The organism is Maribacter polysaccharolyticus (assembly GCF_028882255.1).
Taxonomy (GTDB): domain Bacteria; phylum Bacteroidota; class Bacteroidia; order Flavobacteriales; family Flavobacteriaceae; genus Maribacter_A; species Maribacter_A polysaccharolyticus.
This window is the reverse complement of record NZ_JARBUY010000002.1, coordinates 27,156-47,883: the sequence shown is the minus strand read 5'-3', so window position 1 is coordinate 47,883 and position 20,728 is coordinate 27,156. Positions and strand designations below refer to the sequence as shown.

General features: G+C 44.2%; 11 protein-coding genes. 1 reads left to right on the top strand and 10 read right to left on the bottom strand.

Annotation, left to right across the window (positions count from 1 at the left end; translation table 11 throughout):
* The 7 genes from sov to ruvB all read right to left on the bottom strand — a co-directional run bounded on the left by sov (nucleotide 1) and on the right by ruvB (nucleotide 14,875).
* A complete protein-coding gene (gene sov / locus PHU20_RS06215; protein ID WP_274824496.1) occupies nucleotides 1–7,194 on the bottom strand; it encodes a T9SS outer membrane translocon Sov/SprA in 7,194 nt (2,397 codons plus the stop codon).
* 5 nt (nucleotides 7,195–7,199) lie between these two features.
* Nucleotides 7,200–7,781, bottom strand: coding sequence for a Holliday junction branch migration protein RuvA (gene ruvA / locus PHU20_RS06210; RefSeq protein ID WP_274824495.1), 582 nt, complete (start codon nucleotides 7,779–7,781; stop codon nucleotides 7,200–7,202).
* Nucleotides 7,782–7,926: 145 nt separating this feature from the next.
* Complete coding sequence (locus tag PHU20_RS06205) at nucleotides 7,927–10,218, bottom strand: NADP-dependent malic enzyme (RefSeq protein ID WP_274824494.1); 2,292 nt, start codon at nucleotides 10,216–10,218, stop codon at nucleotides 7,927–7,929.
* A gap of 254 nt (nucleotides 10,219–10,472) precedes the next feature.
* On the bottom strand, nucleotides 10,473–11,393 hold the full coding sequence (queG, locus tag PHU20_RS06200) for a tRNA epoxyqueuosine(34) reductase QueG (RefSeq protein WP_274824493.1): 921 nt from the start codon (nucleotides 11,391–11,393) through the stop codon (nucleotides 10,473–10,475).
* A gap of 40 nt (nucleotides 11,394–11,433) precedes the next feature.
* Nucleotides 11,434–12,009 (bottom strand): c-type cytochrome, encoded by a 576-nt coding sequence (locus tag PHU20_RS06195; protein WP_274824492.1) that lies wholly within the window; start codon nucleotides 12,007–12,009, stop codon nucleotides 11,434–11,436.
* Between the two features lie 225 nt (nucleotides 12,010–12,234).
* On the bottom strand, nucleotides 12,235–13,560 hold the full coding sequence (locus tag PHU20_RS06190) for a cytochrome P450 (RefSeq protein WP_274824491.1): 1,326 nt from the start codon (nucleotides 13,558–13,560) through the stop codon (nucleotides 12,235–12,237).
* Between the two features lie 292 nt (nucleotides 13,561–13,852).
* Nucleotides 13,853–14,875 (bottom strand): Holliday junction branch migration DNA helicase RuvB, encoded by a 1,023-nt coding sequence (gene ruvB, locus PHU20_RS06185; RefSeq protein ID WP_274824490.1) that lies wholly within the window; start codon nucleotides 14,873–14,875, stop codon nucleotides 13,853–13,855.
* A 198-nt stretch (nucleotides 14,876–15,073) separates the two neighbouring features.
* Between ruvB and pckA the strand changes: the two genes are divergently transcribed.
* Nucleotides 15,074–16,660, top strand: a complete 1,587-nt coding sequence (gene pckA / locus PHU20_RS06180; protein ID WP_274824489.1) for a phosphoenolpyruvate carboxykinase (ATP) — start codon at nucleotides 15,074–15,076, stop codon at nucleotides 16,658–16,660.
* Between the two features lie 99 nt (nucleotides 16,661–16,759).
* On the opposite strand, the gene PHU20_RS06175 is transcribed toward pckA, so the two are convergent.
* From PHU20_RS06175 to PHU20_RS06165, 3 genes are all read right to left on the bottom strand, one after another.
* Nucleotides 16,760–17,581, bottom strand: coding sequence for a GIN domain-containing protein (locus PHU20_RS06175; RefSeq protein WP_274824488.1), 822 nt, complete (start codon nucleotides 17,579–17,581; stop codon nucleotides 16,760–16,762).
* Nucleotides 17,582–17,738: 157 nt separating this feature from the next.
* Nucleotides 17,739–19,565 carry a cytochrome c oxidase subunit I gene (locus PHU20_RS06170; RefSeq protein WP_274824487.1) on the bottom strand — a complete coding sequence of 609 codons (1,827 nt, stop codon included), beginning with the start codon at nucleotides 19,563–19,565 and terminating at the stop codon, nucleotides 17,739–17,741.
* Nucleotides 19,566–19,598: 33 nt separating this feature from the next.
* Entirely contained in the window at nucleotides 19,599–20,657 is a 1,059-nt protein-coding gene (locus tag PHU20_RS06165) for a cytochrome c oxidase subunit II (protein WP_274824486.1), read from the bottom strand.
* Nucleotides 20,658–20,728 lie beyond the last annotated feature (71 nt).

Below are 20,728 nucleotides of genomic sequence, written 5' to 3'. Positions count from 1 at the left end.
TCAATTCCCGAAGTTGTATTTTATGGTAAAACCCGAACTTATCGTGGTTTGTGGATAGGCCGTGGAAACCGCAAATTGGGAGTATGAATGGTCATAATAGAACAGGGCGCTCAGGTTTTTACTTAGTGCGTAATCGACGGTAAAATTAAGGGAAAACAGATCCTGCCCGGAGGTTATCTGGTTATTATCGATATCGAGATACCTGATTATCGTAATATTCTTCCTTAAGGTGGCGTCTACTTTAAAGTTCATATCCCCCTTTAAACGGGTTTTATTACCTCCTATATTGGTAACGAATTGCACGTCCTTCAATCTATATCCCAGCCCAAGGGTGTATTCCTTTCCATTGATCTCGGTCAAAAGATCATTGTCAAAACTCAACGACAATGCCCGATCACTACTGACTTCCGCGGTAAAACTCAGCGAATTTTTCATTTCGAAATCGACCCGCACCAAGGGGTTGAATTGATCCGTCAATACCAAATTACTCAAAATAAGGTCGGGCAGCCTATCCCCTGTATCACTATCGAATTCATAATTTTCCTTTTCCAGGTTGGTCTGGAAGGAATTGATACTGTATGAGGCCCTATAGCCATGGCTCAAGGAAAAACGCTTGAATTTCTTTTTAAACCATTTGTTACGCATCAAACCGGTATACTTAATGCTCCAGTTCGGGATTGGTATTTCCCGAAATGCATCGAGATTGACCCGATTGACATCCTGACCGGTATAGGCCGCAAAGAAGGCCGGAAGCAATACATCTTGTTGCGTTTTGCCATAGTACTCCGGAAATCCGTCTTCGTCTAGCTCCCCAGGTAGCTCTCCCCGATCGGCCACCAACCGGTTGGCAATGGTAATCCGGTTTTCCTTGAACTTCTCGAAAAGCTCGGAGCTGCTTTCATCACTTTTACTGAAGGCCGTACCGATCATCATGGTCGAAATACTGAAATTCCCATATTCGTTACCTAATTGGTCGATATACTCATATTGGCCGTTGCCCAAATCGCTAACCTCGAAATTCTCTTGATAACTACTGGTATACTGCCTGTCTGCCGAAAGATCAATGGTCAGGTCCTTCGTTGGTTGGGCGGTTGCCGATACACTCAGCTGCTTATTGGTCCTTTTTATGAACTGCTCATTAAAATCGGTATACGTGGTCAACCAACCGTTCTTTGCAGCTTCGTAACGCACGTCGGACTGACTCCCGAAAACAAAACCTACGGTGGGGCGGGCCGTACCAATGAAACCTACAGACTGGGTATACCCAGGGAGTACGGTTCCATTATTCTCACTATAATTCAAGTTAAATCTTTTGACCATTGTCACCACATCTATGGCCGTACCCAAAATCGCACCTGTTTTCTTTTTGGGTTTTTCCTCATCGCCCTTACCAATTCCCAGTTTGTCCTTTCTGGAGACCTTGGACGTCGTCGCTTTCCCGTCATTCCTTTTCAATCCTAAAAAATCATAGAACTTTTGCATAGACAACGATGCGGTAATATTGTGGGTACTGGCATTCTGCACCGTATTAATCGTTGTTTCATAGCCAAGGGCCTCACTGGCCACCTCTGCCAATGCGTCTCCCCCCCGTTGCCAATCAAAATCACTGGTATAGGAATACTGGGCGTTGATAAAGTCCAATGCAGGCACCTTATTAAAAGGCAATTGGTAATTGAATTGCAATTGTTGTGAATGCCTATTGGGCTCCCCAAGATCCCAGAAACCATCCCATAAGCCGAGGGCCTCGTTGATTTCCGAGTCGGTATTCCCTTCCTCGGTATAATAATTCCGAACGATATTGTTATTACTGGCCGTTAGACTGAAACTCAATGATTTCGTAAGGCTGTAATTAATCGAATATTGCCAATTAAAATTGTAATCCCGTTGTTGAAGGAGGGGTAAATCCAACGACTCGACCCCTTCTTCGAATACACTGCGGTAACGTTGTTGGGTAAATTCGCGGTTAATATCCGAAGTAACCGAAACACTGGCCGGTAACAGATTCAAATTCAGATCTTTCAACCATTGCCAATATTTACCCGTCAACATCGAATCTTTATTTGCGAACGGTGCCACTTCCACCGGTTTAAAATTGTGGTTGTACACAAATCCGGTCACTACACTTTGATCCCGCATATTGGACACCTCATAATCCCGGTGTTCGGTCTCGTTATATGAATAATTAAACGTGAAATTCTCAATATCGTAAAAATTGGCATCGGCATCCTCTCCCCTATTCTTACGGACCCCGATCAAATTCACACTGGTACGTTTGGTGTAATCCTGGGCCTGCTCCAATATGGCATCGGCCTCCTCATCGGTTTCAGCGGCGGCAATGCGCTCATCCAGGGTCAGGTCTTCATAGACCGGATCATATTCAGGGGTAATCAACTCTTCGGATATACTATAGGTAAGCGGTATTTGCACCCCCCACTTTTCGGGCAATAATTGACCGACATTCACATTGGTAACCAAATCATAGGAGACGGCATCCTCAACAGACCTTTCGCTAGATGTCTGGTCTATCGATCCAAATCCGGAAGTACTCTTACTCCCTGTTGCCGATACGCTCGCAAAATCCGCAATGTTCGCATCCAAAGAGGCGAGGGCCGCCCAACCCCCATCTTCATCCATACCGGCCAGCCGTAGTTCGTTGAACCACACCTCCCCTTGGGCAGGAAGATCATCGATGTTCTTGACACCGATCATTATATTATTGATACTCCCCAATGAAGGGTTACCTATCATCCCTATCCTTACCGTCCCAGCCGTTCTGTCGGCAAATTCCTCAACCGCGACCACTTCATCATCATCCATCTCGAAAAATTGAAGCTCACTGAGGGAAACATCCGCAATATTGGCAATGCGATATGATTTCACGGCCGTCAAATCACTCAACAATACCTCCAACTGATTGTTATCGGGCCAGACATCCTCATCAAGGGTCGCCCCATAGGAGGTAAATTCCAACGGCAATTCAACCTGATAGTAATTCTCGGTCAGGTCGGTCCCTATCCGCAAGAAGCCCACCAAGGGGGTTTCATCGTCTGAATAATCCCCATCATTTAATTTTTCGGCATGCATGAACATCTTGAGTTTTTCATACTGCCGCATATCGATGTCCACACTTTTGAAAACACCCCTCGAATCCTCAACCTCCAAGTTCTCTACGGTAAAGGACAAAGACTGCTCATCTTGCTGTATAATGGTATTGTTACTGTTCAATTGTTCCCGTTCAACCCCCGGAGGCAAAACGTAGGCTATTGGGGTCCTGGTACTGTTCTCTTCAATACTGACCGTGGTCACATCCACTACAGTGCCATCATCGGACGGATCGCTATCCACGGTATCGTCTTGCAGGGTATTGGTATAGGTCAACCAATCGCCACGTACCAGATCCAAGGTGGCAAAACGAAGGACAACATCGTCACTGAAACCCGTAAGGTACATTCGCATAAAACTGATGGACCTAAAATCGGAAATACCCCCTATCGCATCGGTAAAATCACTCAATGGTATCTTATATTGGATCCATCTACGATCCAATTGGCTGCCATTGGGCAGATCAGGGGTAAGCCCTTCATTGATATCGGTCACATATTCATCATCGATAGTGGTATTCGGTTTTATGGCAATCCTATATTCGTAATAGCTATTGACCGTATTCATGGTCAAATCGCGATCAATATCCTCGACATCGGGCAATGTCGTTGAACCCCGGTCGGTATCGGTAACATCTACCGGTGAGTTCCCTTCCGGATTGTTGTAATTATAATAGCGTTCCAATACATCCCCCTCCCGATTCAGGAAATACTCATAGTTGTCCAATGCCGGGTCATCGCCAGTACCGTATATTGCCGCCTCGGCCGCATCGTCCAAACCATCATAACCCAAATCCTGCAGCGCCCTATGGCTCTCGTCGGTATCAAAGGCATAGACCAGGGACTGGGTAGCCGGAACGACCCCCCATGAAGGCTCATAGGTCAGATCACCATCATCGACCGGCAAACCGTTTTCATACTGCTTTCTTCCATCCTTTAAAATATCCTCGGAGATATTCCCCAAGTTGATCACAAGTTCCCCTGCATCGGCGGCCATACCGTCGACATAGGGATCCAATACCCAAAACTGCACAAACTCCACATTCGATTGCTCGAAATCCGTACTGCTCAACGACCTCATGACCCCCCCCCATTTATCTTCGGCAGGTTCGTTGTCAAAATTGTCATTGGTGTTATAAGGCCCTTTATCGTTTGGATAATAGGCCAAATCCAAGGTACTTTGTACGGTAGTCTCCCCTTGGGCGATATCGGTTTCGGGAAAAACCTCATCCACATATACCCTACGGGTCGCATTGGTGGATATATCATCATCGGTGATTTCGGAAGGTCTTGAACTGGTATAAAAGGTTGGATCTATCGTATACCATGCCATTTTCGCCCTACCGTGGCCATTTATCAGGTTATCGGGATCTTCCGGGGAACTGCCATAAAGGCTCTCGCCGGGTACGAACTCCAATGGGGTACTGGCCAACGACCACCCCAAAGAAGAGCGGATATCGATCAAAGCCTGGGCCCCTTCGAAATCATCCAAATATACGGTGGTCTCCCCATCAAAATCGGAACTATCGGGAGAGCTGGGTTTTAACCAGGCCACTTCCCCACGTACCGACAGGTTCGAAGGCACATCGGTATCTATGTTCGGAAGTTTGTTCACCAAGCGTGTCAAGAAGGGGACCTCGGTCGAAAAGTTTCCGTTAAGTCCAAAAATGGTATTGTTCACCGATTCGGACCCGTAATTTGACTTTTGGGTCAGGGGTCTTTCATTCAAGTTCAACAGGGTCGCCCCCAAAACGAAATTCTCATTGACCTGATGTTCTACATTGACTCCGGCAAACCTTTTTGTTTGTTGGCCGAAAACCGCATTATTCTCTACGGAAATATTAATAGGGGTATCCGATGCTTCCAAACTGGGATCCAAAATCTGTACCGTACCCGATTGGTAATTTACCGTATAATCGATTCCTTCTTGCAAGGTTCTTCCACCGGCGGTAACGGTGACCGAACCTTGGGTCACATTATAGGCCCCGATCGAGATACCAGAACTGCTTTCAGACTTATATGACCCATCGAGGAAGAACTTATTCTTGTCGGTATCCTGTAAAGCCGCCGTCTTTGTAAGCTCATACATGTCCTTAAAAACATATTTCGCCTGATTATCATTATAAGTACTCTCACTATCATAGGCGCCCCCACCCCCGAGTAAATCGTATAAATATTCGCCAAAAGGCTCTACTTTGGTGAATATGATCCTCCCATTATCGGCATCAACGGTAATTCCCGACTCGAAATCAAAAAAACCGTCCCCTCCCGATTGAACGTCACCATAAGTGTTAAGTCGGTCAAAATTAAAGACCTCCAACAACACCCTTTCTTCCAATGGGCCGTCCGCACTTGTTTCGTCGGGCCAACCAGACCCTGCCCCTTCCGCTACCGGGGTAATATAATTTTTGGAAGATGGATCGGAATACAGGATATTCATCACAAAATCATCCTCACTAAGACTATACGCCCCTAGGGCATAGATATTCTTCATCATCAAATCCCATAAGGGATCGCTGATATTGGTGATATTACTTTTCAACAATTTCAATACCAAGGTATTGTTCTCCACTATGGAATCGTCATCCGAGGAAACCGTGGTGGCATCCGAACTGCTATTGGCAAACTCACCCACTTGGTACACACTTCCGTTATAAGTATACTGAAAAGCAACTGCCAACACTTCATCATTGCTCAATTGTTGGTTCAACGAAATATACCCCAATTGTGAATTATAGTCATAGTCACTCCCATCGGTAAGTTTCCTGGCATTTTCAAGGATCGCATAGTCATACCCTTGATTCATCTTATAAGTCGACAGATTGAACCCCGACTCCACCGTGGCAATATCCCTAATACTCGATGTCAATGCCCCTCCCGACCCTATAAGCGAAGGATCAAAATCGTTGGCCCCGTTTCTAGGCAACGCGTTACTGGGATTGTTATAGAAACCGGAAGGATCCCCGTTGTTCTGACCTATTCTTGTATTGTCCTCGATGGCTTCCCCCAAATCTTGCAGGGCGACCACATTCCGAACATTCGAAGTTTGCTGACTGGTGTTGGTCACCCATACCTCCAATCGGGTAATTTGTACTTGACTTTGTATATACGGATAATTGGTAAGGGCATCATCATATTGGTCCCTAAAATAGTGGGAGAGGAAAAAGTGCCTGTCCTCATCGTAATCCAAAGCCGATACGGAAAAGTCATTTATAGTACCGCCGCCTTGGGCCACTACCGTATTGGTTTCCGAACTTTGTTCCGAGTACACCGCCGTAACGGTGGTCTTACCGAATTGCAATTCGGTCTTTACCCCGAACAAACTTTGGGCTCCAGTGATCAAGGAACTGTTCAAGGGCATACTTACGTTACCCAATTCTATATTCTGAAGAATATCATCCTCCGTAGGGGTATAATCGAGTTTTACGACATTCTGGAAATCAAAGGTCGCCTCGGTATCATAGTTGGCGGTCACCTCAAGACGTTCCCCTATTTTACCCAGCATACTTAAGCTGATACGCTGGTCGAAATCAAAGGATAGGTTGGTACGGTTTCTTGGCGAAAGCGATGGATTGTCATTCTTTTGCCAAATGACCCCTAGGTCCATGGCAACCGAGCCCTGTGGGATTATTTCAATGGTGTTCCCCCCAAATACAGATTCAAAAAAGTTGTTATTGACATAAAAATTGGGCAAAAGATTTTTCCGTGCATCTTCACTTCCTTCTTTCTTCCCTGTATAGGCATCGTGTTTATCCTTAAAATAATCTTTTATACCCTCTTTACGCACCAGTTCCAAATATTGCTCCGGAGTAAGGATAATAGGATAGCCGATATTGAATTCGCCCACTTTTTCAGTATAGATATACCTATCGAGTTGTGGGTCATAGATGTATTTGGAAGTGATACTCTCGGGATTGTCCAATTTTAACCTTCCTAGGGCAAAACCGGTTTGAACCGAGTCTTGAACCTGGCCTTCAACGCCTTCACCTTCGGTTTCCTGACCGTAGGAATATTCTACAATCCCAAAGAAAAAAGCGAATAAGATGATAAGCTTAAACGAATATTTAAGAAATTTTTTTGCCCCGTTTTTCAACCTTATTACAAATTTTTAAGTGCGTGTTTTATAATGTTCTCTACACTTAGTGAAGGGTCTTGGCTTACTACCTTGTCCACGACCTTTTCGGCCTGTCTTCGGACAAACCCAAGAACCTCTAATGCTGATAACGCTTCTTCTTTATTTGTATTGTTCGGATTGATGGAAACTTCGTCAATATCGTACACCTTTAAAATCTTATCCCTTAGGTCCAAAATGACCCTTTGGGCCGTTTTCGCACCTATCCCCTTGATACCCTGAATCGTAGCCACATCCCCATTGGCAATGGCATCCCTTATTTGGATCGGGGACAATGAGGAAAGCATCGTCCTGGCCGTACTCGCCCCGATGCCGGAAACGGATAATAACAACCGAAAAATCTCCCGTTCGGATTGCTCTGCAAAACCAAAAAGTGTATGGGCGTCTTCGCGTACCTGTAAATGGGTGAACAAGGTTATGTTCTCCTGATTCTTAATATTCGAAAAGGTGTTTAGGGAAATATTCACGAAATATCCCACCCCGGCGCACTCTATGATAACATGGGTAGGGTTTTTCTCGACTAATTTTCCGTTAAGATGGTGTATCATGGGAACAAGGTTTCAACTTCACGTTTAAGCACGAAGGAAAGTGCTTTGGGGATATTGGTTTTTCGGTTCTGTGGTAATTCAGTGGTATACATCGCTTATGAACCCCTGGAAACCCTACCCCCTTTATGGGCGGTAGGGGTATAGGTCATTTCATTTTATTGCGTTTTCTCTTTTCCCTTTCTTGGGCATCGATTACGGCAACAGCCGTCATATTGACCATTTCATCAACATCGGCCCCCAGTTGCAGCACATGCACCGGTTTTTTCAACCCCAGCATGATCGGTCCTATGGAGTCGGCTCCGTTGAGCTCTTTCAATAATTTATAGGTGATATTTGCCGATTCCAAATTAGGGAATATGAACGTATTGACCTTTTTACCCACTAATTTTGAAAATGGGAATTGGCTTTGGCGCAATTCCATATTAAGGGCAAAATCGGTTTGTATCTCTCCGTCAATAATCAAATCGGGGTGGTTGGCATGTAAGATCTCTACCGCTTTGGCCACCTTTTTGGCATTTGGATGGGACGAAGATCCAAAATTTGCGTAGGACAGCATGGCAATCACCGGCTCAAAACCAAATGCCCTCGCCAAGTTAGCGGTCATTACGGCTATTTCGGCAAGTACCTCGGCGGTCGGATCGATATTGATCGATGTGTCGGCCAAAAACAACGGTCCTTTTTCCGTGTTCATTATATTCACCGTAGCGGCACGTTTTACCCCGGTAGCCCTACCGACCAATTCGAAAATCGGTTTAATAACCGTTGGATAGGCCCTTGAATACCCCGAAATCATTCCATCCGCATCTTTCTCATTGACCATCATGGCGCCGTAATAATTACGTTCGCGTAAATTGGTCTTGGCACCATACAAGGTTACCCCATTTCTTTTGCTGGTTTCCCAATATTTTTCGGCATATCGGTTTCTGGTTTCCAAAGATTTATCGGACTTGGGGTCGATGATGGTAATATCATCCTTGAAACCCAGTTCTTTCTTTAATTCCTTGATGGTTTCCACATCCCCCAATAAAATAGGAATTGCGATTTTCTCCTCATAAACCACTTGGGCCGCTTTTAAAACATCCAAATGATCGGCTTCGGCAAAAACGATTTTTTTCGGGTTTCTTTTGGCCCTTTCATGAACCAAACGCACCAATTTATTATCGCTACCGGAGCGACGCAGTAATTTTTCCTTATATTTTTCCCAATCCTTGATCGGCTCTTTGGCCACCCCACTATCCATTGCCGCCTTGGCAATTGCCGGTGGAATTTCAGAAATCAATCGGGGATCGAAAGGTTTGGGGATAATGTAATCCTTTCCAAAAGCTAGTCTGGTCTCGGAATAAGCGATATTCACCTGTTCGGGTACGGTCTGTTTTGTCAGTTCCGCCAATGCCACTACCGCGGCCATTTTCATTTCCTCATTAATTTTAGTGGCCCTCACATCGAGTGCCCCCCTGAATATAAAAGGGAACCCCAATACGTTATTCACCTGGTTGGGATGATCGGACCTACCTGTAGCCATGATAATATCCTTTCTGGTCTTTATAGCCAATTCATAGGATATTTCCGGGTCGGGATTGGCCAAAGCAAAAACAATGGGATCCTTGGCCATACTTTTCAGCATTTCCGGAGTCACAATATTCGCGATGGAGAGTCCAATGAAAACATCGGCATCTACCATGGCCTCGGCCAAGGTTTCCACAGTCCTATCTGTGGCAAACTCAAGTTTCTCTTGGGTAATATTCTCACGGTTCTTATGGATCACCCCCTTACTATCGCACATGACGATATTTTCGGATTTGGCCCCAAAAGCCTTATACAAACGGGTACAAGAAACTGCAGCGGCCCCTGCCCCACTGATGACGATCCGCACCTCCTCAATCTTCTTTTTGGTGATGGTCAAGGCATTCAATAAGGCTGCAGAGGAAATAATGGCCGTCCCATGTTGATCATCGTGCATTACGGGAATATCCAGCTCCTCTTTTAAACGCCTTTCTATTTCAAAAGCCTCCGGCGCTTTTATGTCCTCTAGGTTTATCCCCCCAAAGGTCGGGGCAATGATCTTTACGGTTTCAATGAACTTTTCCACATCGGTAGTATCCAATTCGATATCGATACCATCGATATCCGCAAAAATCTTAAACAACAAGCTTTTTCCTTCCATGACCGGCTTAGAAGCTTCCGGCCCAATATTTCCCAATCCCAAAACTGCGGTTCCGTTGGAAATGATCGCCACCAAATTGCCCTTGGAGGTGTATTTGTACACATCATCGACATTTTTGGCGATTTCGAGACAAGGTTCCGCGACGCCTGGGGAATAAGCCAGCGCCAAATCGCGTTGACTGGAGTAGCTTTTCGAAGGTATTATTTTTATTTTTCCAGGTTGTGGCTTGGCGTGGTAGTTCAATGCCTCGCTCTTTTGCTTTTTTTCGGACATGGTATATTAATTGGAGGTCAAATTTAAAGGTAAATTATGGAAATAAATAAGTTCTCTGCCCAAATGTTAATGAAATAACAACTTATCCCTTGCTTAAGTCTTGTGACAACAATTATCGGCCCTTTATGAAGCCCATGCCAAGTCGTGAATCTAAAATCGCACAAAAGGTATTTTGTTGTCGAACGATCTTACGATGCAGATATCCTTTACATAAAAACCCAGTCCGTCAAAACCCGCCCATGGGTCGGGCCATGTTATTTTTTCAAAAAATCGATGTTCCGTTTCAAACCGGAAAATTTGGTCCGTTTCACGGCAGATTTTTTAAAGATCTTCTGAAATACTTCTTCGGTAATTTCTTCCCAATCCTTTTTACTAAAGGACAACAATTCGGGATGGGGGTTAAAAAGGGGCTCCTTATGTGCCTTTGAAAATCGGTTCCACGGACAAACATCCTGACAAACGTCACAACCGAACATCCAATCATTGAACTGCCCTTTGAATGTCGCAGGGATTTCATCTTTCAACTCAATGGTAAAATAGGAAATACATTTACTGCCATCAACCACATGGGGTTCAACGATGGCTTGGGTGGGACAAGCGTCCAAACAGGCCGTACACGACCCGCAATGATCGGTCACGGGATGGTCATAATCCATCTCCAGGTCGACAATCAATTCGGCGATAAAATAAAACGAGCCCGTTTTTTGGGTCAACAGATTACTGTGCTTCCCAATCCAGCCCAACCCGCTCTTTGCCGCCCAAGCCTTATCGAGGACCGGAGCGGAATCTACGAAAGCACGCCCATGGACCTCCCCGATTTCTTCGGTCATAAATTCCTGCAGCTCCCTAAGCTTGGATTTGAGGACATGATGGTAATCCTGTCCGTAAGCATATTTCGACACTTTATAGGTATCCCTGTTCTGTTGGTTTTCGGGATAGTAATTCCACAATAAGGAAATGACCGATTTTGAGCCTTCGACCAATTTGGTAGGATCCAAACGCTTATCGAAATGGTTCGCCATATAATGCATTTCGCCATGCATATTCTTATCCAACCATTTTTCGAGTCGGGGTGCTTCATTTTCCAAAAAAGCAGCCTTTGAAATACCACACGACAAAAAACCGAGGCGTTTGGCTTCGGTTTTGATCAACTGCGCATAGTTTTTTGAACCCATGCTTCGAAGGTAAGCGAAAAATATTTTTCAGGGAAGAGCCCTACGAAGTTGGAGGTTCATAGGCCGGAACCCGATTTTCTATGGGAGGTATCGTTTTCAAATATTCAAAAACGGCTTCGATATCCTCATCGGTCAAATAGGCATAATGCTGCGGCATAGGTGGCATTATGGGCCTGCTATTATCCAAGCCCTTGAACTTTGCTTCCCTTAACGCTTTTTTGAACTGCTCCAAACTCCATGTACCTATCCCTGTTTCATGTGGCGTAAGATTACCGGAATAGGATGTGCCCCATGGGCCTACGGCCGCCGTAAGTTCCCCGCTAAAGAGGATCCATGGCCCCAAAGGAACATTTTCGGGAATAGGAGGCAAAGGCCGGGACGCATCGAATCCCATCAAATACTTGTCCATATCGGGAACCGGTCCCTGCTCGGTCATCTTCTTTGGGGTATGGCAATCCGTGCAGCCCAAAATATTCACCAAATATTCCCCATGTTCCACGATATCGGTTTCCAACTTAGGAATTTCTTCGGCAACTGCTTCCGTAGGTTTCTTTTCACCACATGCAGTTACCAGCATGATAAGGGATACTAGTACCCCATAAACTGTTGACTTCATATCGCCTGTTTTAATGGTTATCTTTCAATTTACCCAGAATTCCCGAACGATACCCCCGGTTTTGTATCATTCGGGTCGATATTTGTATAACTGGTAAGCTAAGGTTCATCCCTGCATCTTACCAAGGCACCCCTTAAGTGAAGAAGGGATAAGCCAAAAGTAAAAACGGCTACCCATGATGTTTTTATGGGCGGGAGATAAGCAGTAAAGGGGCAACCCCCGAAATCAGCGCGTTACAAATCGCAAGGGTACCGCTTTCGGTTTCAATGAAATCAAGGGATTGATCTCAACGGCGTTTATACTGGTTTTCAAGGAATACTTTTTAATGATCTCAGCAATGGTCATGACCATCTCGTACATCGCAAAATTATTCCCCACACACATTCTAGGACCCGCTCCGAAAGGGTAATAATACTCCTGAAGGTTTTTTGTGTTATCCTCTTTAAATCGATCCGGATTAAAATCCCCCGGGGAATCCCAAAAACCGCTGTACCTATGCAGTTCGTAAATCGATAGTAATATCAAGGTGTTTTTTGGTATTTCAATTTCCCCCAAGGAATCATCTTCAATGGCCATGCGATCAATGATATACACCGGGGGATACAGTCGCATCGCTTCCTCGATACATTGCTTGGTATACTTCAGTTGTGTAATGTGCTGCAGGATATCATCACTGGCCCATTCAACTTGCGACACTTCCTTAAAGACCCTCTCCTGTATCTTTTTGTGTTTTGCCAACAAGAACAACGTAAAACTTAGGGCATTGGCCGTGGTCTCGTGCCCTGCAGTGAACAAAATCAATACTTCGTCTATCAGTTGTCTACGGGACATGGGCGAACCGTCTTCATACCTTGCCTGTAGCAACATATCCAACAAATCATCTTTTTCCTCCCCTGAACCTATACGCGCTTCAATTATGGTATTCAGTAGGTCACGGGCAACTTGGGACAGCTTGATGTGCTGCTTGATTTGCCCCCTTAACCCAAACCACCATTTTAGATAAGGTTGGCGCATTTCCTTGATCAGCATTTTTTGGTTGGCCTCAGTGATTTCTTGGAGTTTGGCCATATCCTCCTGTATATCACTTCGGCTAAAAAGGGATTTTGCGACCACTTGAAAGGCCAAATCCCCCATTAAGGGATAGACATCTTCCTCGACGTTGGGATTGATTCTTTTTAGTTCACTTCGGATGGCCAGGCGCATCATTCCCAGAAGCCCCTCAAGCTTCTTTTTATGGAATGCGGGTTGCACCATTCTCCTATGGGTACGCCAATGCTCCCCATTGGAGGTTAGGATACCATGCCCGATGTACTTGGCAAGGTCCACCGTCTGTAAGGGGGATTTATGGTACTTCTTATGCTGTGTCTGTAGCACCTGCCTAATGTGCTTCGGGTTGCGAGTGAAGACGATCGACTTTCGAAAGCCAATATGCACTTTGAAAATATCCCCGAATTTTTGAAAATTCCTATGATGGAAGGGTAAGGGGTTCTTAAGTATTTGATTTCGATACTTAAACACCTCAAATCGTGAAATAGTGGGTAAATTATCCATCGTTCCTTTACATCCGTTTTAAATGGCTTCTTTAGGTTGAAAAGTTTCATGTTCCAAAAGGGTGCATTTCATTTTCCCTCCTTTCAAAGCTATTTATTGACAAGCTTTTCCACAGAAAATAATCCACAAGTAAGGCGGTGTATGTCGAAGACCTAAAGGATTACCATTGCACACCGCAAAATACAGCATCCCAAGATTCCTATACCATTTGAAGCATCACAACCTATTGACCCCTAAACTAATTTGGATAATAGCTACCTGGCATTGGACCTAGACCTTGCCCGGCATTAAATTAAAACAGCCCTGGCTGTGTTCCTCCCTTGATCCTCCCCAAATGCTTGTAGGCAAGTTCCGTTACTTCCCGCCCCCTGGGCGTACGCATGATAAACCCTTGCTGGATCAAAAAAGGCTCATAGACCTCCTCGATGGTCTCGGCACTTTCAGATACCGCAGTGGCCAAAGTGGTAATCCCTACAGGGCCTCCCTTGAACTTATCGATTATGGTCGTCAAGATCTTATTGTCCATTTCATCCAGTCCATGGGCATCCACATTCAGGGCTTTTAAGCCGTATCGTGATATTTCGATATCTATGCGGCCATTTCCTTTTATCTGCGCAAAATCACGAACCCTTCGTAACAACGCATTACAAATCCTCGGTGTTCCCCTACTTCGCCCGGCTATTTCGATTGCCGCCTCCTGTGAAATGGGCACTTTCAAAATCTCGGCGCTACGCTCAACAATCGTTGACAACAATTCGGTGGAATAATATTGCAATCTACTTTGAATACCGAAACGCGCCCTCATGGGAGCCGTTAAAAGGCCCGAACGGGTCGTCGCACCGATAAGGGTAAACGGATTTAAATTGATCTGTACCGAACGGGCATTGGGCCCGGTCTCGATCATGATATCGATCTTATAATCCTCCATGGCGGAATACAAGTATTCTTCCACGATGGGACTAAGCCTATGGATCTCATCGATAAACAGCACATCCCTTTCCGAAAGGTTGGTCAAAAGGCCCGCCAAGTCACCGGGTTTATCAAGAACCGGCCCTGAAGTGATCTTGATACCAACCCCCAATTCATTGGCCAATATATGTGCCAATGTCGTCTTACCCAGACCAGGGGGACCGTGAAACAACGTATGGTCGAGTGCCTCCTCCCTTTGGTTGGCAGCCTCCACAAAAACCTTTAGATTTTCGAGCACTTGTTCTTGGCCCGTAAAGTCATCAAAAGTAACCGGTCGCAGCGCTCTATCTATATCAATTTCTTCAGGGGAAAAGTTGCCTGTTGTTGGATCCAAATACTCATTCATATAGAAACAAAGATAATGAAAATCAAATGTTAAATTTGACATTAAGTTAACCAACTATATCGTAATAGTTGATTAACTTGTAGGAATCATGACAATTGTCATCTTTTAACCGATGATAAATATCAAACTTTGTAGGTAATTAATTAAAGGATTTATCAAAACATAAATAAGTTAACAACCATTTAAAAGCAGAAAACAATGTCGAAAACATTTGATCTAAAAAAGTACGGTATTGATACCGAGAAAATCTATAGGAACAGCAGCGTTCCTGTTTTATATGAACTTGGCCTTCGTTTAGAAAAAGGAACTGCTATTTCCGACGTAGGGGCATTAATGACCTATTCAGGAGAAAAAACAGGACGTAGTCCCAAAGACAAAAGAATAGTGCGTCATCCCGATTCTGAAAAGAACATTGATTGGGGTGATATCAATATGGGATTGGATGAGCACACTTTCATGGTCAACCACGAAAGGGCCCTCGATTACTTGAATACCCGTGAACACCTTTACGTTGTCGACGCATTTGCCGGATGGGACCCTAACTATAGAATCAAAACCCGAATCGTTTGTACAAGGGCTTACCACGCATTGTTCATGCAGAACATGTTGATCATGCCCACAGAAGAAGAATTGGCCAATTTCGGAGAGCCCGATTACGTTATTTTCAACGCGGGACAGTTCCCAGCGAACCGCTACACTTCCGAAATGACTTCCAAGACAAGTGTTGATTTGAATTTGGAACGTAAAGAGATCGTTATTTTGGGTACTGAGTATGCAGGTGAAATGAAGAAAGGTATTTTCTCTGTAATGAATTACTTAATGCCTTTACAGGATGTATTACCCATGCACTGCTCTGCCAACGTTGGCGAAAAAGACGATGTAACCATCCTATTCGGTCTTTCAGGTACAGGTAAGACCACCTTAAGTGCAGATCCAAAACGTAGATTGATCGGAGATGACGAACATTGCTGGACTGACCAAGGTACCTTCAACATTGAAGGTGGATGTTATGCCAAAGCAATCGATTTATCCGCCGAAAAAGAACCGGACATTTACAATGCCATTAAATTTGGTACGGTCTTGGAAAATGTGGTTTATGACAAAGAAACCAGAACGGTTGATTACACAGACACTTCCATCACTGAAAACACCAGGGCCTCATATCCTATCAATTACATTGAAAATGTACAGATCCCTTGTGTTGCCGGACACCCTGAAAATGTCATCTTCCTTACTTGTGACGCTTTTGGTGTATTGCCTCCGGTAAGTAAACTTACCCCTGAGCAAGCCAGTTACCACTTTATCTCAGGTTATACCGCTAAGATGGCAGGTACTGAGATGGGTATTACCGAACCTACTCCAAACTTCAGTGCATGTTTCGGAGCTGCCTTTATGATGTGGCACCCTAACAAATATGCGGAATTATTGGCAGAAAAGATCAAAACACACAAAGCAACAGCTTGGTTGATCAATACAGGTTGGACCGGTAGTGGATCCAGAATGAAATTGAAATATACCAGAGCCATGGTAGATGCCATACACCACCACGATTTTGATAATGTCGAATTCGTGACGGATGAAGCCTTTGGATTCCAGATCCCTACTAGTTGTCCAGGTGTACCCTCTGAGGTATTGATTCCAAGAAATACTTGGGAAGACAAAGAAAAGTATGAAGCCACCAAATTGAAATTGATCAACCTTTTCAATGAGAACTTCAAGCAATTCGAAGCGAATACAAATCCGGAGATTATAGCTGCAGGCCCAAAAGCCGGAGTTGCACTATAACCCTAACCAATACCCTTTTACACTAAAATCCCCATTGCCTTGGCAATGGGGATTTTCTTTTTTTAAAAGGGGCGTCTCATGCGGATAGGTGTCGCCCTTTTAATTTTCCTTATGCAATTGGGAAGTGTCCATAAAAGCATCTATGGTTATTTTAGGATTGCCGTAGAGTTGTACTTTCGAAGACCCTCGTGAGGACAGTCTAAATTCCTCAAGAGCCCTTAATTTGGTGTTCGGGGAGCCCTCCAAATCAGCCGTTACGGCAATCGCCTCCATACTTTCGGCTTTTAAGTTCGCATTTCCCTTGAGCACCACCTTCAGATGGTCTGAGCTACCTTCTACACGGGCACTTGCATTTTCAGACATTTGGAGGGTATTGGACCACCCTACCGCATAGACCCTGGCATCTACCCGATTCTTTAAGGAAATATGCAACGAATCGCTCGCCAGATTGAAATCCCCCGAACTCATCCCCTTCATATGTACATCGATTACAGGGGCAGTGGCATTCAATTCCAAACGTGAAGGACCATCAAGGTCTACCGAAAACCGATCGGAAGAAATTACATCTTTCATATTTACCTGGCCATCTTTCATGGCAATGGCTTCCAATTCGGTATAATTCACCAAGATGTCCAATTTCTTTTTGGAAGTGATCTTGTAGAATGAACTGATTACCAGAACACTATCCGTTACCTTAAATTTAAGTACATCTATCAAATTGTCATCCGCATTGATGGTATAGGATCCATTTGAGCCTTTCTGAAGCACTATCTCCAAATCATCGATCAATTCAATGGCATTGAAGAAAGGGAGCTCCTCACGCACCTCAATGACATTCTTACTGCCTTTTATCTTAGGTTTTCTTTGCGCGAAGGTTTGAAAGCAAACCATTAACACGACAAGGGTTATTATTTTCTTCATTTTCAATGGTATGTGTTTTATCAAGGACTATACTGTCATGGTCCTTTTCGTTCTATTAAATATATCACAAAAAAGACAAATAGCCCTTTAATGGGTATATCAAAAAAAATGCCCGACTCATGGAGTCGGGCATTTTTTGTACATATAAGTTTTATACTTAATGATTTTCCTCTTCTTCATGCTCCTGTAAAGGGACATCCTGTGGAATGAAATCCTGTCCGGGAATAACATATTCACCATTTTCACCGGTCTTACTGTAATCGTAAGCCCAGCGGTGTACTTGGGGTATGGCTCCAGGCCAGTTGCCGTGGATATGCTCTTGTGGGGTGGTCCACTCCAACGTATTCGATTTCCATGGATTTTTAGGTCCTATCTTTCCATAGAACATACTATAGATGAAATTTCCTAAGAAAACCAATTGGGCAAGTCCGGCTACCAATGCAAAGACCGTCATCAAAACCTGGACATCGGTCAATTCATCGAACATCGGGAATGCCGTATTTTCATAATATCTTCTAGGTACCCCGGCCATACCCACAAAGTGCATGGGGAAGAAAACCCCATAAGCACAAATGGCAGTGATCCAAAAGTGTACATAACCCAGGTTCTTGTTCATCATCTTACCCTCGAACATCTTTGGGAACCAATGGTAGACCCCGGCGAACACCCCGTAAAGTGCAGAAATACCCATTACCAAATGAAAGTGGGCAACGACAAAATAGGTGTCATGTACATTGATATCCAACGTACTGTCCCCAAGTATTATACCGGTAAGTCCGCCCGTAATAAAAGTGGATACCAGACCAATGGAGAACAACATGGCCGGATTCAATTGTAAGTTCCCCTTCCATAAGGTTGTTATATAATTAAAAGCTTTAACCGCTGATGGAATGGCAATCAACAATGTCGTAAAGGTAAACACAGACCCCAAAAACGGGTTCATACCTGATATGAACATATGGTGACCCCAAACAATGGTCGATAAAAAGGCGATCGCTATGATAGAGGCGATCATTGCCCTATAACCGAATATGGGTTTACGGGCATTGGTTGACATGACCTCTGAAGTAATCCCCAAAGCGGGCAACAATACGATATATACTTCCGGGTGACCCAAGAACCAAAAAAGATGCTCATACAATACGGGTGATCCCCCTTGATAATGCAACACCTCTCCTTGGATAAATATATCGGAAAGGAAGAAAGAGGTACCAAAGCTTCTATCCATGATCAATAATAGTGCCGCCGACAATAGTACGGGAAATGACACCACCCCGATGATGGCCGTAACAAAGAACGCCCAAATCGTCAAAGGCAATCTAGTCATAGACATCCCCTTTGTTCTCAGGTTGATGACCGTTACAATATAATTCAGTGAACCCAATAGGGACGAAGCGATGAATATGGCCATGGCCACCAACCAAAGGGTCATCCCCAAGCCAGATCCCGGCTGTGCCATCGGAAGGGCACTCAATGGAGGGTAAATCGTCCACCCTGCAGCCGCAGGCCCAGCCTCAATGAACAATGAAGAGAGCATGACTACACAGGATATAAAGAACAACCAATAAGAAACCATATTCAAGAAACCAGAGGCCATATCCCGTGCCCCGATCTGTAACGGAATAAGCAGGTTACTAAACGTACCGCTCAATCCGGCCGTAAGTACGAAAAATACCATAATGGTACCATGTATGGTCACCAAGGCCAAATAGATATCGGCATCCATGACCCCACCTGGGGCCCATTTGCCCAATAAGGCTTCGAAAACCGAAAAAGATTCCCCTGGCCAGGCCAGTTGCATCCTAAACAATAGAGACATTGCAATACCTATAAAGCCCATAAACAATACCCCTGTTATCAGGTACTGTTTTGCGATCATCTTATGGTCTTGGCTAAAAATGTATTTGGTCACAAAAGTCTGCTTGTGCTGATGCCCGTGATCATCTGCGTGGTCTTCAATATGTGCTTGTACCGTGGCCGACATAAATATTTCTTTTTTTTAAAATTTTTATTAACTCTATTGAACTGATGCCATTGATTGTGCAAAGGTTTGCTGTTCAGCAAGCCATTTATTGTAATCTTCCTCCTCTTCCACAATAATCTTCATTTGCATGTTATAGTGGGATTTACCGCATATCTTATTGCAAAGCAAAATATAATCGAATTCCCAGGGATCGGAATTCTCGACTCCAGCTGCCGCCTTTTCGGCACGTATGGCATTGGTTCTTTTGACCTTTTCAATAATTTCAGGTTTATTCCTCATATCCGCAGTGGTAATGGTAGGCGTAAATGAAAATTGTGTGATCATACCGGGAACACAGTTCATTTGAGCCCTAAAATGAGGCATATAAGCGGAATGCAATACATCTTGGGAACGCATTTTAAAGTTCACCTTTCTACCAACGGGTAGGTGCAACTCTTTAACGATAATGTCGTCATTCGCATAATTGTCCGATTCATCAACCCCCAGGATATTGGCCTTATCAATATCAATCATCCTAACATTGGCATCTCCCAACACATTATCCGCACCTGCATATCTGGCCGTCCAGTTGAACTGTTGCGCATACAATTCGACAACAATGGGATCATCCTCATCGTTGATATCCATGATATTGGTCCAAGTATAAAGACCCCATAGAATCAAACCTGCCAAAACAATGACCGGAATAATGGTCCATATAAACTCCAGTTTATCATTATCCGCATAGAAAAGGGCTTTCTTCCCTTCCTCACCTCTATATTTATATCCAAAATAATGCAGCAAGGCCTGGGTTATCGTCTGCACAAAGAATATGATCGCAAAGGACACCACCATCAATTGGTCGTATTCCCCCCCATGCTCAGAGGCTGCTACGGGTAACAACATCTTGCCATACTTTGCAAAACTGAAAATGGTTATCCCATAAATGAATATCAGAAACACGAACAACAAATACCCATTGTATTTATTATCGGCATCGTTCGCAATTTGGGAGTTTACAGCTTTAATTTGTGACAATTCGAAAATTTTGGTCATTTGCCATATTGCAATTGCCACTAAAACCAAAACGGCTAAAATCAAAAATGTAGTCATTGTATTATTTAAAATTTCGCTAAACTTAATAAAAAAAACTGAAACCCACTATCGCGGAAACAAACCCCACC

Bases quoted from the DNA above. Each gene is read 5' to 3' on its own strand.
- ruvA (WP_274824495.1), bottom strand. From the start codon at position 7,781: ATGATACACCATCTTAACGGAAAATTAGTCGAGAAAAACCCTACCCAT.
- PHU20_RS06205 (WP_274824494.1), bottom strand. From the start codon at position 10,218: ATGTCCGAAAAAAAGCAAAAGAGCGAGGCATTGAACTACCACGCCAAG.
- queG (WP_274824493.1), bottom strand. From the start codon at position 11,393: ATGGGTTCAAAAAACTATGCGCAGTTGATCAAAACCGAAGCCAAACGC.
- PHU20_RS06195 (WP_274824492.1), bottom strand. From the start codon at position 12,009: ATGAAGTCAACAGTTTATGGGGTACTAGTATCCCTTATCATGCTGGTA.
- PHU20_RS06190 (WP_274824491.1), bottom strand. From the start codon at position 13,560: ATGGATAATTTACCCACTATTTCACGATTTGAGGTGTTTAAGTATCGA.
- ruvB (WP_274824490.1), bottom strand. From the start codon at position 14,875: ATGAATGAGTATTTGGATCCAACAACAGGCAACTTTTCCCCTGAAGAA.
- pckA (WP_274824489.1), top strand. From the start codon at position 15,074: ATGTCGAAAACATTTGATCTAAAAAAGTACGGTATTGATACCGAGAAA.
- PHU20_RS06175 (WP_274824488.1), bottom strand. From the start codon at position 17,581: ATGAAGAAAATAATAACCCTTGTCGTGTTAATGGTTTGCTTTCAAACC.
- PHU20_RS06170 (WP_274824487.1), bottom strand. From the start codon at position 19,565: ATGTCGGCCACGGTACAAGCACATATTGAAGACCACGCAGATGATCAC.
- PHU20_RS06165 (WP_274824486.1), bottom strand. From the start codon at position 20,657: ATGACTACATTTTTGATTTTAGCCGTTTTGGTTTTAGTGGCAATTGCA.